Here is a 15,832-nt window from a genome sequence, read left to right as displayed (position 1 = left end):
GTAAATCAAGTTCATGAATATAACATAGCTTTTTATAGGCATAAAAAAACGAGGCAAGCGCCTCGTTCTTATTTATCTAGTTATCTAGTTATTATTGATACAGCAAATATGGGGAGCGCTTTCGCTTAAAAGCACTTAAGTCGGCTTGCCAGCTTTGCTTTATTTGCTGCTCAGTTTGGCCTGCTTCAATGGCTAAACGCAATTTATCAGTCCCTGCAAGTTTATCCATAAAATCAGCACGTTCAAAAAAAGTTTGCTCATTCGCAGTTAGCTTTTGATAAGCCGAAATAAACAAGCTTAAATCTAGGCCGTGAATATCAGCATCTCGTAAGTCTTGACCAAATACTTCGACCCCTTTGAATTTAGGGTGCATTGAAGCGCCTTTAATCGCCCTTGGCGTAAAGCTAAATTCGCCGAGTTTAACTGGCGAGTAACCAACAACTTGAAACGGAAAATCAGTGCCCCGGCCAATAGTCACAGGCGTAGCTTCAAAGAAACACAATGACGGATACAGCGCAATTGATTGGGCATTTGGTAAGTTAGGACTTGGCTTTATTGGTAGCTCATAAGCCATAGTGCGGTCATAATTCTCAACAGGCACTACACTCAGCTTAAGCTTATCAGCGTCATTTATCCAACCTTCGCCTTTGATCATCTGAGCAAGCTCAGCCACTGTCATACCGTGTAAAACAGGAATTTCGTGCATGCCAACAAATGAGCGAAATTGCGGATCAAGGATAGGTCCATCTACATAGGCTATATTCGGGTTAGGTCTATCGAGTACTACAACCTCTTTACCATTTTCAGCGGCGGCTTCCATCACATAGTGCATTGAACTGATATAAGTGTAAAAACGCACACCGACATCTTGAATATCAAAAATAATGACGTCTAGATCTGCAAGCATCTCAGGGCTTGGCTTTTTATTACTGCCATATATCGACACAACATCAATGCCGGTTTTAGCATCTACTGTGCTTTTAACGTGAGCACCGGCGTCATGGTCGCCGCGAAAGCCATGCTCTGGGGCAAATATTTTGCTAACGACAACGCCTTTCTCAAGTAATGCATCAACCAAATGTTGACCATTAACCACAGATGTTTGATTAACTACCAAGCCAACACTTTTCCCTGTTAATGCAGGTAAATAAGCTTGAAAATTGGCCGCGCCCACCTGTAAAGGCTGTGCATTTTTAGGCGCTTGTGCAGGTGTTTCTTGGCAACCTAAAAGCGCAAAACAACTAAGAACTAAAACAGCTAAAAAACGCATTATTCTTCAACCGCCTTACGTAAAAAGCCACCCGCTTTTGACAATAACTGTTTTGCTTCAGGGGCTGGTTTTCCAGTTAACACAATTAAAATTGCTAGTTTGGCACTTTGCTCAGCTTGCTTTAATGCATCCACAGCTTGCTGCTGAGAACACTCTGTTGCTTGCATCACAATACGAATAGCACGAGCGTGCAGTTTTTCGTTACTGGCATTCACATCAACCATCAGGTTTTTATACACCTTGCCTGTGCGGATCATGCTAGCTGTGCTTAGCATATTCAACACCAGCTTCTGTGCCGTGCCCGATTTCATACGTGTAGAGCCAGTTACAGCTTCTGCACCCACCACGGGGCAAATGCCGATTTGTGGTAAACGCATCACCGCTGAATCAGGATTGCAAGTGACACCCACAGTGACACAACCAAGTGATTTAGCGTATTCAATTGCCGAGCAAACATAAGGAGTTCGACCGCTGGCGGCAATGCCAACCACGACATCTTTACTGGTTAAATTAGCATTTTTTAAGTCTTCAATAGCAAACGTGGTGCTATCTTCAGCGCCTTCTACGGCTTTTTTAACCGCGGTGTCACCACCAGCAATAATACCGAGCACTTGCTGATCGCTTACGCTATAAGTAGGTGCACATTCAACCGCATCCAAAATACCCAAACGACCACTGGTGCCAGCACCAATGTATATTAACCTGCCACCTTGTTGAAATGCTTCAACGACATGATCGACAGCTTCACTAATTTGTGGGATCACAAGTTTCACGGCACCCGCTACTTTGTGATCTTCATTATTGATTTTAGTGAGGATCTCAGTGGAGCTGAGCAGATCGATATCCAAAGTGTCAGGGTTTTGTCCTTCAGAGACAATACCGTTTAACTCTTCGAGTAACTCACGTTGTTGCTTAAAGACGTGCTCAGGGCTCATTGGGTTGTCCTTTTTCAATAATGTCATGGTAATGCTTTGCCGCTAAAATAGCGGCACCAGTTAATGAATCTCCCTTACAAGGAGATAATTCGTTTTGTAAGGCAAGTGGCAATAACGGTTGGCTAACTTTCGCCAAACCACCAATTAAAATCACCGGTAACGGCGAGTTACCTCGGCTTTTATTTATTAACCTAACCACCGATTGGGTGTGCTCTGTTAATACCGCTTTTGCCGCCTCACAGTCGTTTTGTAAGCTAAACACCAACGGGCTAAATGCTGCATAATCCGCGGGTTTTGCTTGTTTAAGCCAACGACTAATTGTTTGACGAGTGCATCCTAGCTGCTCACTCAAACGAATCGTTAATCGGCTTTTTGGTAAATCGTAAATATCTATATCGTTTAATAATTGCTGCACAGCCATCAGGCCGATACGCGCACCACCGCCAAAATCATCAACGGTAAAACCCCAGCCACTCACCAGCTTAGTTTGCTTTTGAGCGTTTAATCTTGCGCCGACGGCACCGGTGCCAAGTGCAATAACCACACATGGTTCACCAAGATTAGCACCATATAATGACGTAATTGCATCACTGGTAATTTGCAAACTGGTAAATTCTATTTCGTAAACCAGCTTGAGCATCACTGTTAATTGTTCAGCAAGGCTCTGCGATGAGCCACCAGCAACCCCCATAACGGTGACGATTTCACTAGGCTCAGCGCCACTTTGCTGGCATACATCACGGGTCACTTTAACAATGTTTTCTAACGCTAAATCAAGATCATTCGAAATTGATGCCGAACCCGCCTGGGCACGAAAAGTCGCGCCACTTGCCTGCTCTTTTAGCTCTGCTAACACTTTGGTGCCGCCACCATCGATGGCTAAAACATAGCGTACAGCCATTTACGCACTCTTCTCGTGCGCCGCTTTACCAAGGCAACACACCAGTGTTGCGAGCAATGTACCTATGCATAGCTGCCAAGTAAATCCTAAGTAAAAGCGCATTGATTCGGGTAGTAACCAGTCAATCATGTACGGCTGCATTAATAAGGTCACCACAAAGCCCGCTATTAGTGCTGCTAACACTGAGCCTTCACTGCCTCGTTTGGTGAACAAGGTAGTAAAATACACACCTAACAAACCGCTGTACGAAAATACCATTACACTTAGCGCAAATTTTAATAATGGCATATCACTGTATTGCTGCCAGAAATAACAAAGAATAGCCATCAGCGCTAAGGCAAGGCTCACTAGTGCCATACCCACACGACCCGCTTTTACAAAGTGATGATCGCTTACTTGCTTGTTATGTTTTTCTAAATACGGGCGATAGATATCTTGTACGATGACTGAAGACATCGAACTAAGCCCAGAGTTCAAAGTAGAAATAGCAGCTGCAATAATACCCACGCTGACTAAACCTTTAACCCCGGCTGGTACTTCGTTTAATACGTAGTACATAAAGATAGTGATTTTTTCGCCGTTAAATTCTTGTACGACCGTTTGCCCAGCTTCGTTATTCATTAGTGCAGGTTGCTGATAAACAATATAAAGCAGCAAACCAATAAAGATAAAAATAGCCATAACCGGGATCACCATCACCACCGATAGTAATAACGCTTTACTGCCTTCTTTTGGACTTTTACAGGTTAATAAACGCTGCGTCATATCTTGGTCTAAACCAAATGCGGCGATGTTTAATAGCACAAACCCCGTTAACACAGAGGCCATGTTAAATACCCCTGACGGGCCAAAGTCTAAATCAAATTTAAACAGCGCAAGTTTTGAATCTGCACCAGGACTTGGTTCATTCAGCGTTGCAATAATGGTTGAGAAGTCAGCCGGAATAACATTCAACAAGCACCAAATAACCGCAATAGCCGCACTGACATAAACGATACTTTGCAGTACATCAGAATAAATAACGCTGCGAATGCCACCCAAAAAGGTATAAAGCAGACCCGCCAGCGCCAGCACTAAAGTCGCGATAACCACACTATCGGCATCGATATTGCCATACAGAATCATCGCCACAGCAATCGCTGCCATATACAAACGGGCGCCACTGGCAAACACACGGCCAAATAAATACATCATGCCGCTACGGCGCTTGGCCTTTGGCCCGATACGTTTTTCAAGCAGTTCGTAAACGGTATACACTTTTTGCTGGTAAAACTTTGGAATTAAAAACGCCGATACAATAAATGCCGCAATAAACGCACCGATATTGGTCGCAATATATGAAAAATCACCTTGATAGCCTTGATCAGGCCCACCAATAAACGTTGCCGCAGATTGCGAAGTCGCTAAAACAGAAATAGCCACCATCCAAGTTGGCATGCTATTTCCGCCTAGAAAAAAATCTTGGCTTGAGTTAGCGCGTTTGCGATTAAACCACCAGCCACTTAGCAATAAAATTGCACCGTAACTTGCGAATACTAGCCAATCGAGAAAAGCGTAATTTGCACTCATTTATTATCCTAACCCAAACCTTGTTGGAATATATTATTCCATCATTATGACAAAATTAAAATACTTTTATTTTATTATTTTTATTTAGCTAAGTTAGGTAATTGCCACTGACTTTGCTTTTGTTGATATTGCGCTTTGGTCAAGCTGACTAATAACGGTTTTTTACGCTCATCTAACCAAGCAAGTAACGCATCCATATCGCTTTCTGTCATTGCTGTACAACCTGCTGTTGGCTTACTTGGTGCCCGCCATAAATGCATAAAGATACAACTGCCCGCACCATTGATATTGCTTGGGTTATGCTTAACAACAATGCCTTTTTTATAAAGGTTATCTTGACTGTAAATATCACGACGCATCCATTCTGAAGAGTCTTTTACGGCGTCTTCACCTACTTGTGCTTTATCAACCAACTGGTTGTAAAACGGTGAGCCTTTCACATCAATACAATAATCATTTGCTGTCATTGCTTGATAACTGAGGTTCGTTTGTAATGAATCTAAATAACCAAATGCAGTACCAAGCTCAAAAATACCCGCAGGTGCTTTACCATCGCCTTCTTGTTTTTGCTGACCAGGTTGTGCAGGATGCAGCCCCACTCCCCACGCAAGGCCAGTTCGACCTAGTACCACCGCGTGTTGCTGACCTTGTTGTTGCCAGCTGCCAGCGGTTTTTTCAAAGCGATACAAGGTGGCATCAATGGCATCACTATCATTGGCCACCACCACCACGAGCTGTTGATGACTGTTATCAATAACAGGTTTAGGTAACTCTTTGCTGGCACAAGCCGATAAACTCATAACTGCAATAAGACTGACTAGTTTTTTCATGCTGGCCATACTCCGTTTGTAATTAGTTCAAGCCCCGTTATTGATTCAATGCCAAGACCCGGGGCATCCGATAAGCGTATTTGTGGACCGCTAAATTCAACGCCCCCTTGCACAGGGTCATATTGACCAAGGGCTGGGCCATCTAAATCGATTTTACTGATTTGCTGCGCTTTGGCAGAGGCTAGATGTGCAGCCCCTGCAACGGCAATACTGCCCTCTAGCATACAACCTATCATACACTCTGCTTGGTATTGGGCTGTGATATTAGCAATCTCAATTGCTCGGCTTAAACCGCCCGTTTTCATTAATTTAATATTGATAATATCAACTGCGCCAAGCTCTAAAAGTTGGATCACTTGCTTAGGTGAAAAGGCGCTTTCATCGGCCATAATCGGGGTATTCACTCGCTCAGTAATATATTTGAGACCTTGAATATCACTGCTTTTTACTGGCTGCTCAACCAACTCTAATACCACGCCGGCTTGCTCAAGTTGCTGCAGTGCATACACAGTTTGTTTGGCATTCCAGCCTTGGTTTACATCTAAACGCAGCTGCGCCTTAGCGGCAAACCCTGCATGGATTGCTTTTACTCGTTCAATATCTTGATTAAGGTTATTACCGATTTTTATTTTTAATACATCAAAACCTTGCTCAACCGCTCGCTGACAATCACTGAGCATTTTATCTATGTTATCGACACTAATGGTGATATCGGTTTTCAGCGCTGACTTACCACCGCCAAGTAACTTATATAAAGGCGCTTGATAGAGCTTGCCCCACAAGTCATAAACCGCCAGCTCTAACGCCGCTTTTGCACTACTGTTACCAACCACCGTTGATTGAATAATGTGGGTAAGCTGATTAATGTTTTCGATTTCTTGCCCCACTAATTTAGGGGCAATAAACTGCTGAATGACCGCTATCATCCCTTGGTGGGTATCACCTGTAATAACCGGTGTTGAAGCCGCAGAGCCATAGCCAATTTGGCCACATTCGGTGTCGATTAAAACCACTAAATCCTCAATATAACTCACTTCTCTCAGTGCTGTTTTAAATGGGGTAACTAATGGCACTTTGAGCTTTGCAAAGCGAACAGCTTTAATTTTCATAATGGCCTCTAGCGAATACGCTTAATGTTATAAACACGATCTAAGTAGCTGGTTTCTTGAGATAATCTAAGTGGCAATAATGGTGTGACCGACACCCCATTCAAGGCACTATTATAAAAACTGCCATCGCCTTTGTTATAACCTAAGCCTTTAACGTCATGAATAACATAAGGCTCACCATGATGCTCTCCTAAGTACATCATTACATGACCCGGAATATAAATTAGATCGCCAATCGCCATATTTTTAAGCGTCGGTAACTTATCATCTGCCGCAGTATTTTTATCAAAGCGATTATTTTGCCCGTATTCACTACTGCCTTGCTGGCCTGAATTACGCGGCATTAGTAGGCCAAAGCTCTTATAAATTTCACCAACAAAGCCAGTACAGTCGCGACCATTGTAATCATGGCCCCAACCATAGCGCTCGCCTAAAAACTTAAAGCCTTGTTTAATGAGATTCTGCTCGTTGTAGTCTAGGTAGCCTAAATTTACATCGGCAGTTTTACTTATCATTGCAGGTTTAATAACAAGTTTGCCTTGCTCATCGCGGGTAGGTAACTGTACAACATGGCTAGCATAGCTGTTTTGGCCGTTGAGCAAATACGGTACTTGCTCACTATCAACTAATGGTAAGCGTACTCCCATATCGAGCTGAACTTCTGAGAGGGTTTCATCGTTTGGCACATAAGCAGTATTGACCTTTGCACCGGTTACCAGCAAAAAGTTATCTTGTTCGCGATAAGCTTTTATTTTATCTGCATCAGCAAAGGCAAGATCTTCGGCAGGCGTCCACGCAAGATAGTTGTAAGCACGTACTAACAACCATTTCTTATCTGCGCTTTGATGTAATACAGCAACCGCTTCGCCCGGAAACATACCGCTTTCTTGAAAGCGATCTAAGTCTTGATCAAGGCCGCTATTTAAAACCCGATCCCAAGTTGGAAAAGTACGTAATGCGGTGCGCTTAACGACCACAGCAAAGCGTACCTCATTGTTCTCTACGACCTTGTTAAGGTTTAAATTAGCCTGATATTTAGCAAAGTCTTTCGCGGTGAGTTGTCGGCCATCGGTAAAAAAGCGCGGGCTTTTTGGAATTGAACTTGCTGAATGAATGGCGCTTGTTAGCTCGTCTTTAGTGAGCGATTTTTGAAATGAAAGAGGATCAACAATGTATTTATTTTCTTTAATTAATTTCTCGTTGAAGGCCGCAATTTGCGCCTCAGTCATGATCACTTTTGCAGATGCACCTTGTGCTAGCCAGTAGCTAGGCGAAAGCTGTGACTGCGTGACCCCGATTACATCTGATTGCCAACCCTCAGCATGCATAGGTGCACTAAAAGCAACACCTAAAGTAATTGATAAAGCGATAATTGAACGACGCATAGCTGTACCTTAATTCTTATTGAACGCGTTAATCTAATAATTTTGTAAAAGCATGCTGCAACTTTTGCTGCATTTGCTTACCGACTATTGGCAAATTGGCTTCGTCGGCCCCCGAAGTTGACTGCTGTACACTAAACGTAAACTCACGGCCACCTTGGTAATTGCCTAAACACACATGTGCCAACATAACCGTTTCTGTGGTGGAGCGCGTTTCACTTGGCCCCCAACCAATTTTTTGCCAAACACGCCACTGCCCATTCGTCGCGCTATCGAGCACTTCTTTTGCAGAACGACTATCATTTGGCGCAATAACATTTGCCAATGCATTTGTAACGATATGACTGATACCTACCATCATACCGCCAACTTGAGCATGTTCATCTGTATGGCCTGTGCCATTAAGTAGCACATCAACATCAGTTGCTTGTAAATAAGGCATTTGCGTACTTGGTTCACGCTGATGACTAACCAGACGTTTTAACCATTCCGCTTGAGCAAGTGTGGTCATTGCTTTGTTGCCCGTTAAACCACAACTCTCACAACGATACCCTAAATAGCCAGGATCATCACTGCTTGCTTTGAACCGAGCTATCTTTGCATCAAGTTCTTTATTGGCAGGGTTATGCCAGTATTCGTCTGATGGCATAAACTGCTCTGAGCCATATGCGCCGTTAAATAACAAACGCTGATCCTGTAGTTTTAGCCAGCCTTCATTAAAAAGCCCACGCAAATATTCGCGCCCTGCGACATTGACAAAATAACTGGCTATCGCATTTGAATTACCATCGGCTTTACCAAATGCTTCGTAACTATTAATACTGCTGATCAAATCAGCCAGTGCTGTATCACCGGCAAATGAAGCTGCACCAAGCTCAGGGTGGGTTTGCCTTACTTTTGACAGCGCACCGCTAAACGCTTGAATTTTTGATGAACTCCAAGGTTCATACAACTCATTGTGGCTGCCGTCACTTAAATACCGGTAAGCTAATTGCCCTGCTTGAACTTGATAATCAATTAGGAGTAGCTTGCCCGGTTGCTCTGGGGCTAAAAAATACTGCCAATCGGCCGCAACTCTGTTTTGCCAACCTGTTTGCTGGTAATTAACCTCAGCCGCTGATTTATAGCTTTGCAGCTTAGTTTCACTCTCAAGCGATAAACAACCGGTATTGGTTAAATCGTCTGGCAAAATAGCAGGCGCTAACATCACCTGCTCAAAGTATTGTTGGTCGGTTAACGGGGCTGTTTCTGTGCTAGTTTGACAACCAGCCAAGAGCATCAAGCCGCAACTTATAGCCAGCCTGTTTTGATATGCACCTTTCGCATACATAAAATAAAATTCCCACTTGTTATTATTTTTGGAATATTTTATTAAATCTAACACAAATTGACCGTGAAGCAAATTAACTCGGTTTTATTGCGTAAAGGATTTGAAACAGTGAGGATTTAGGCAAAGTTGAGTGTGAAACTACACTCAACTTATAAAGAGATTACAGAACTTGCTCAGTGTATTTTTGTAAGTCAGTGATCAAATCACGATATAGCGTTGAGCTTTTATCCTTAATGCGGTCGAGAAAGAAATCGTCAGCAATACGGGTGATTTTTTGACGCTTCTTTTTATCGCTTAATTTGCTTTGCGCAACATCCATCAGCTCGGCTATTTTCTCACGTTCATAGCCGTTTAAAGAGGGATCTGTGCTGATATCTTTTAGCATGATTAATGAGTCTATTGTTGAGCCATTTAGGGTTACCGTTAACGCTTTTGCTAAGCTTGGTAACCAGGGTTTTTCAATCTGCTCACCAATCACATAAAACATGTTTTGTGCTGTCGCTAGGTCACCATCACGTACTGCAACACTGCCAATAATAAGATAAGAAATAAGCTGCTCTTTTGGATAGCTCTGGCTCACTGTCGCAAACAAAGGATCGGTGCGAATGAAGTCAGCTTTTTGTTTAGCCATTTTACGCCAGCCTTTGTTATAAAAAGCTAAAGACTGAGCACTGTATGCTAAATATTTACCCCGCATATCAGTCGCTTTAGCAAGCGCTAAGTCGCTTTCTGCAATTGCAAAATCTTTACTTACACCAAGGCTCAAAATGTAGCTCATCATGGCATGAGTCAGTGTTGGCTCAATTGCACCTATTTGCTCTAACTGTTCTTTTTGCAGTTTGTTATAACCATAAGCAATGGTATCGACACTGGTATTCGACACTCCCCTGTACGTTTCATAACTAAAACTATCTTGTAGATCAGCATATTGTTGTTGCTCAGTCTTTGTTGATTTGCAACCACTTAGTAAAGCGACACAAAACAGCGAGCACGCTGCTAATTTAACAAAAGGGATGCTATTTAAAGCGGTCATCAATAATTCCTTTTTCTACTTCTATGGCATCATGTGCCAAACCTTGGTATATCGGGCTATGGATTCTACTTAACGAGAATATAATATTACTGTCATCGACAACGCTTATTGCATGCTCTGATGCATTGATTTGCACACCAGCACCATCAAATCGGCTTTCATTCAGTTTTACACCTTGTTGTGCCGTAATAGTGACATTGGTTAGTTCAACCACAGAACGCTTAATATTTAAAGCGAGTTTAGCCCCTGATAAGCTTACATTTTCTAATCTCACTAAAGAATCTTTAATACGGATAGATTCAGCAACCACATTTTTAAGTAACACATTATTACAGTCTTCAATGATCATATGACGGTAATGGCCTGAAAACTCGCGGCTGTGCTGTTCTTCACAATGAAATGTTTCGATTTGTTTATCAGAAACTTCTGCACTGGCTGCTTTTTTAACTTCCCCAGTAAATGCACGATTTAATAAAGCTAAAAACTGGCTGGGCTGTTGCTTCATTGGCACATGGCCCACATCAGGCAAAGTAGCTAAATCACTGTTGATTAGCTGGCTGTTCAATACTTTTGCAGTTCGTAATGGAGCTACTGCATCTTCTTCACCCCAAATAATATGTGTTTCTATTTTCAGATTGCTGACAATCTCGCTAAAGTCTTCTTCAACTAAACTCAGCGCTGCATTCATATTTGGTGTTTCACCCATTACTAGCTTCCACGCACCATCACTACGCTGCAATAACTCTGTCAGGTATGAATCAATCGCCCCTTCTTCAATGAGTCCGGTTGTAAAATCATTGAGCTGAGCTAACTTAGTTGAGAGAAATTTAGGTAGCTTAGTATTAGGCTTAGGTACGTTGGAGATAGGCTTTATAAATGCCACTTTATGTAAGATACCCGCTGCGTCGACTAGCACCAGTTTATTGAGTTTCTCCGGGTATTTGCCAGCAAAATACAGGCTGACCGCGCCCCCCATCGAATGACCCACAACCGTGGTTGGTTCAGCAATATAGTGATCGACCACTTCCGCCAGTACAGCAGCATAATTGCGAGGAGAGTAACGCCCTTCGGGGCTTTCTGAGTGAGCAAAACCAGGTAAATCAATCGCAATAACATGATAATGCTTAGTGAGTTCAGGAATAACCCCAAACCAATCTTGCATACCTAATACGCCTAAACCATGCACAAGCAGCAAAGGCGGCGACTTTTTATCACCGGCCTCTAAGACCAAAATTGATGAATTAAATACGGACTCTTGGTAAGTACTAAACAACCAATCTGCTTTAATAGGAGATTCAAATTTGAGTGCTTGGATTTGCTTTTGGTTTAATGGTGTTGATTGCGATACAACTGGCTCGCTTTGCGCAGCAAACGAACCAAGCAAAATGCAATAAAAAAAGAATAAATGAAATAGACGCAAGGGATATTGGTTTAATTATTATTATATTAGCGAGATTGTACCCTTTGTCGGTTAAATGTAAATAATGCATGAGCATGAACCTTACATTGAGAAATGCTTATTCTGGGATAGATAGCAAGATGTGAGAGGTGTAGATCATCATTCATGGCGACAGTATCGTGATACGCGCGAAACAAGTTTCACGCCTACGGGGTGCATTTTTTATATTTTGAGTTGGGATTTAATTTGTGGAGTGCAAGCATGATGTTCGCGACTGAAGTCGCTCCTACCCTGTAGGTCGTCATTTATGGCGACAGCATCTTGATACGCGTGAAACACGTTTCACGCCTACGGGGTGCACTTTTTATATTTTGAGCTGGGTTTTAATTTGTGGAGTGCAAGCATGATGCTCGCGACAGAAGTCGCTCTTGTAATTGCTGAGATGATATTTGCACTGTTAAGGTACCACACATATAAATTCAGAATTATTTAATTCGATAAATTAAAGGCGAAAAAATACTGAGTTGACTATTTATTCTTGCGGTTAAGCAAAATAACATTTGAACTTTCTGAATTAGAAAAGACGATATCTAATAGTCCATCATTATTCAAATCACCTAAACTAACACCGTAAGTGTCATTTGCCTCTGTAGTTAATTCAACCAGTCTAAATTTACCATTTCCCAAATTATAAAGAGCGAAGTTAGTTTGTTCATCACCACCTACCACGACATCTAGGTCACCATCATCATCAAGATCGCCAGATGCCAAAGAGCGTGCGAATAAAGCCTTATCATTAATTATAATAGGCTGTTTGAAACTACCATTTGGTATACCTACGATTAGTTTTATGTTGCCATTTAAATCGCCTAAAATTATATCTTGATAATCATCATTCGTGAACTCACCTATCAACGCCTGGCGATGATCTCCTTCGCTTCCAAGCAGTGGCTTACAAACAAATGAACCTTTTCCATCGTTAATTAATAAAACACTTGACTGATCATCCCTAAGTGCCGCAACTAGGTCAACATCACCATCGTAATCTATATCGCCCGCTACAACTCCAGTAGCCCCAATTACCGGTATAGGTAATTCATTAGAGTCTGAAAACGAACCTATCCCATTGCCAAAATACAGCCTACTCTTTCCCCGTCTAGGAACCACTACCAAGTCAACTTTTTTATCACCATTTAGGTCAGTTAGTACTGCTCCTCTGGCATAAGATCTGCTCTTAAGAAGGTATTTAGGTTCATCGAATGAGCCATCATTATTTGTATAGACTTCAATCGGCAAGTTGTCCCCAATAACAACTAAATCTGAATCACCGTCTCCATCTAGATCACCTGAGCGCACGATATAAGAGGCTTTGTTTTTAGCACCCAGACGAAATGACTCAATCATGCGACCTCGTCCATCATTCAAGTAGATCATATTTGCCTGCGGCCAATGCCGACCATTTGCAACAACAATGTCCAAGTCGCCATCTCTATCAATGTCTACTAGTTCACTGTGCGCTGAAAGTCGACCCTCAATGTCAAATTCAAGAAAAGGGTGTGATCGAAAATCTGTAGCAAAACAGTTGGCGGGTAGCCATAAAAAAAGTACGATTTGACTAACCGGAAGTATTTTTAGAATTTTTAGTATCCGTGTCTCTAAACTATGTCCCATCAGTACACTCCTGTTAGTCTTTAACATAAAATCGTCATACCAATAAATATTTAGATACCCATCAACTCAATCTTAAATGAAGTTCAAAAAATGGAGTTACACCTTAAACCTATAGATGACTCCGTTGCTTCACTGATTAAAGTCCGAGCTGGCAGATTTACCTTGTTATCTAATTTTATATAATACCCTTTGTTCTCAAAGCCTCTAGAGTGATTTTCTTCCGCAGGGATAAGTCAGCTATGCTATTAATTGTTATATTTGTTGCAAAAAACCAAGTATCGTTTTTAGTTTCAATATACCCAACATACCAACCAACCTGGGGTTCAACGCGCTTTGCCCAGCCTGTCTTTGCCCTAATCACATATAAACTAGACTCTTCTTCAGTCATAATATCTTTCAAGGTTTCATAAGAGGACAAACTGAATGGCAATGATCGCCTATAAACTTCTTTTAAAAAGTCCACTTGTTCATTAGCGCTATTCTTTAAACTGCCATCTAACCAGAACGTAGTTTCATTAAAAACTTCACTAATTTGGCCATAACCCAGTGCATCAATATAAAAACGATATTTTTCAGCGCCAATTCTTTCAGCTATTCGTTGATAGCACCAAACGCATGACACTTTATATGCACTGGCCAACGTCTGATCTCCATTCCAAGAGCGAATACCATATTCCGTTCCATCCCACTTGATAATCGATTCTTTCTTTAAAACTATTTTTTCCTCTAGGGCGATCAATGAATTTAGTATTTTAAATGTAGAAGCAACAGCAAAACGCTGACCCGCACGACTTTCGTTATATATAAACTCTTTCTCACCACCAATTGAAGAAATCAATATCGTCCCTTCAGTTTCGTATCGATCAAATATTGCTGCCAGTTGGGCGTCCTCAGCTATCGAAGCAATAGAATAAAATAGGGTCAAAATAAAAATCAAAGTCTGTTTCATATAACCTCCAAAGGTGTGAGAGGTGTTCATAACATTTAATAATGCGCAAACCACGCATATTTCTGACTTGCAATCACGTACCTTCTCATAGGTAAGTTTTAACAAATTGATAATTAAGCTCAATGGTTGATTTACAGCTTTGCTGCTTATTTTCGTAATCAAATCCTAAACAACCTTAATTTGTTAATCCCTATAGCAAAATAATGGATGCTAACCTAACCTGCTCAAAGTGTTATTGATCGGTGTGCGGGCAACTTTCCCCTCCTCTGGCAGACTATTAAGTACATCCAGCCTTTTGTTTGTATCTTTCACATATATAAAATTAATTCCACACTGCTATATTTTTTGGAATATTTTATTAAAATTAACACAAATTTATCTCGATGCAAATTAACTCTGTTTTATTGCCAATAAGATGCAGGCTTATAAATTAATTTACTGTATAAAATCTATCGTCTCGATGAGGCGTTAATCGTCTGGAGCAACAGCACCTTGATACGCGCGAAACAAGTATCACGCCTACGGGAGCATTTTTTATATTTTGAGTTGAGGGTTTAATTTGTGGTGAAGAAAGTGTGTGGTTCGCGAATTTTAGGCACAAAAAAACCGACTTTCGTCGGTTTATGCCACTTTCAAGAAGAAAGTGGCGGACGCGGGACGTATTTTGAAACAGTGAACCTCCGGCTGCGTGGTTCAAAGTCGCCCAAAGAATAATGAGGTGCAATAAAACGGTATGTTTATTCACGACTGAAGTCGCTCCTACAACCACACCTACGCGAATTTCAGGCACAAAAAAACCGACTTTCGTCGGTTTATGTCACTTTCAAAGAGAAAGTGGCGGACGCGGGAGGATTCGAACCTCCGACCGCCTGGTTCGTAGCCAGGTACTCTATCCAGCTGAGCTACGCGTCCGCATTATGTTCTGCATGTTTAAGTCTTGCATTGACTGTATCTTAAAGACACAAAAAAACCGACAGCTTGTCGGCTTATGTCACTTTCTAAGAGAAAGTGGCGGACGCGGGAGGATTCGAACCTCCGACCGCCTGGTTCGTAGCCAGGTACTCTATCCAGCTGAGCTACGCGTCCGCAGTTGCATTTTATAATCTTGCGATGATTTTTCAAATATGGCGGACGCGGGAGGATTCGAACCTCCGACCGCCTGGTTCGTAGCCAGGTACTCTATCCAGCTGAGCTACGCGTCCACACGCACATTTGAACATTACTAATTTATTCTCTTAGCAAGAGACTCAAGTTTATACTCGATGCAGAGTTAAAGTAAAAAGGGCGGTTGCGGGACGTCTCTTGAAAGAGTGAACCTCCGACCAAATTTACTAACATCTTATACTCGATGTAGAGTCAAAGTAAAAAGTGGCGGACGCGGGAGGATTCGAACCTCCGACCGCCTGGTTCGTAGCCAGGTACTCTATCCAGCTGAGCTACGCGTCCACACATAT

At 42.0% G+C, this 15,832-nt stretch carries 12 protein-coding genes and 4 tRNA genes; all 16 read right to left on the bottom strand.

Annotated elements, in window-relative coordinates; genetic code table 11:
- Positions 1 to 91 precede the first annotated feature (91 nt).
- Positions 92 to 1,270: an exo-beta-N-acetylmuramidase NamZ family protein gene (locus AADY36_RS04005; protein WP_342408525.1), complete on the bottom strand. Its 1,179-nt coding sequence runs from the start codon at positions 1,268 to 1,270 to the stop codon at positions 92 to 94.
- The gene (gene murQ / locus AADY36_RS04000) at positions 1,270 to 2,232 is read right to left on the bottom strand and encodes an N-acetylmuramic acid 6-phosphate etherase (protein WP_375185674.1); all 963 of its coding nucleotides are present in this window, start codon (positions 2,230 to 2,232) and stop codon (positions 1,270 to 1,272) included. The genes AADY36_RS04005 and murQ overlap by 1 nt, the downstream gene beginning before the upstream one ends.
- Positions 2,195 to 3,106, bottom strand: a complete 912-nt coding sequence (locus AADY36_RS03995) for a BadF/BadG/BcrA/BcrD ATPase family protein (protein ID WP_342408524.1) — start codon at positions 3,104 to 3,106, stop codon at positions 2,195 to 2,197. Before AADY36_RS03995 ends, murQ begins: the two co-directional genes overlap by 38 nt.
- On the bottom strand, positions 3,107 to 4,675 hold the full coding sequence (locus AADY36_RS03990; RefSeq protein ID WP_342408523.1) for a sodium:solute symporter: 1,569 nt from the start codon (positions 4,673 to 4,675) through the stop codon (positions 3,107 to 3,109).
- An 80-nt stretch (positions 4,676 to 4,755) separates the two neighbouring features.
- Complete coding sequence (locus tag AADY36_RS03985; protein WP_166338091.1) at positions 4,756 to 5,505, bottom strand: L,D-transpeptidase family protein; 750 nt, start codon at positions 5,503 to 5,505, stop codon at positions 4,756 to 4,758.
- The gene (locus AADY36_RS03980) at positions 5,502 to 6,614 is read right to left on the bottom strand and encodes a dipeptide epimerase (protein WP_342408522.1); all 1,113 of its coding nucleotides are present in this window, start codon (positions 6,612 to 6,614) and stop codon (positions 5,502 to 5,504) included. Before AADY36_RS03980 ends, AADY36_RS03985 begins: the two co-directional genes overlap by 4 nt.
- A gap of 8 nt (positions 6,615 to 6,622) precedes the next feature.
- On the bottom strand, positions 6,623 to 7,999 hold the full coding sequence (locus AADY36_RS03975; protein ID WP_342408521.1) for an SH3 domain-containing protein: 1,377 nt from the start codon (positions 7,997 to 7,999) through the stop codon (positions 6,623 to 6,625).
- A 28-nt stretch (positions 8,000 to 8,027) separates the two neighbouring features.
- Positions 8,028 to 9,269: a hypothetical protein gene (locus tag AADY36_RS03970; RefSeq protein WP_342408520.1), complete on the bottom strand. Its 1,242-nt coding sequence runs from the start codon at positions 9,267 to 9,269 to the stop codon at positions 8,028 to 8,030.
- Positions 9,270 to 9,486: 217 nt separating this feature from the next.
- Positions 9,487 to 10,359, bottom strand: a complete 873-nt coding sequence (locus AADY36_RS03965) for a hypothetical protein (RefSeq protein WP_054560808.1) — start codon at positions 10,357 to 10,359, stop codon at positions 9,487 to 9,489.
- Positions 10,343 to 11,779: an alpha/beta fold hydrolase gene (locus AADY36_RS03960; RefSeq protein ID WP_342408519.1), complete on the bottom strand. Its 1,437-nt coding sequence runs from the start codon at positions 11,777 to 11,779 to the stop codon at positions 10,343 to 10,345. The genes AADY36_RS03965 and AADY36_RS03960 overlap by 17 nt, the downstream gene beginning before the upstream one ends.
- 507 nt (positions 11,780 to 12,286) lie before the next feature.
- A complete protein-coding gene (locus AADY36_RS03955) occupies positions 12,287 to 13,429 on the bottom strand; it encodes an FG-GAP repeat domain-containing protein (RefSeq protein ID WP_342408518.1) in 1,143 nt (380 codons plus the stop codon).
- Between the two features lie 175 nt (positions 13,430 to 13,604).
- Complete coding sequence (blaOXA, locus tag AADY36_RS03950; RefSeq protein WP_342408517.1) at positions 13,605 to 14,378, bottom strand: class D beta-lactamase; 774 nt, start codon at positions 14,376 to 14,378, stop codon at positions 13,605 to 13,607.
- An 835-nt stretch (positions 14,379 to 15,213) separates the two neighbouring features.
- Positions 15,214 to 15,290, bottom strand: a tRNA-Arg gene (locus AADY36_RS03945).
- Between the two features lie 97 nt (positions 15,291 to 15,387).
- Positions 15,388 to 15,464, bottom strand: a tRNA-Arg gene (locus tag AADY36_RS03940).
- 39 nt (positions 15,465 to 15,503) lie between these two features.
- A tRNA-Arg gene (locus AADY36_RS03935) sits at positions 15,504 to 15,580 on the bottom strand.
- A gap of 167 nt (positions 15,581 to 15,747) precedes the next feature.
- Positions 15,748 to 15,824: transfer RNA gene (locus tag AADY36_RS03930), tRNA-Arg, on the bottom strand.
- Positions 15,825 to 15,832 lie beyond the last annotated feature (8 nt).

Source organism: Pseudoalteromonas sp. D15MCD-2, assembly GCF_038562745.1.
Lineage (GTDB): Bacteria > Pseudomonadota > Gammaproteobacteria > Enterobacterales > Alteromonadaceae > Pseudoalteromonas.
This window is presented reverse-complemented; position numbering and strand designations above follow the sequence as displayed.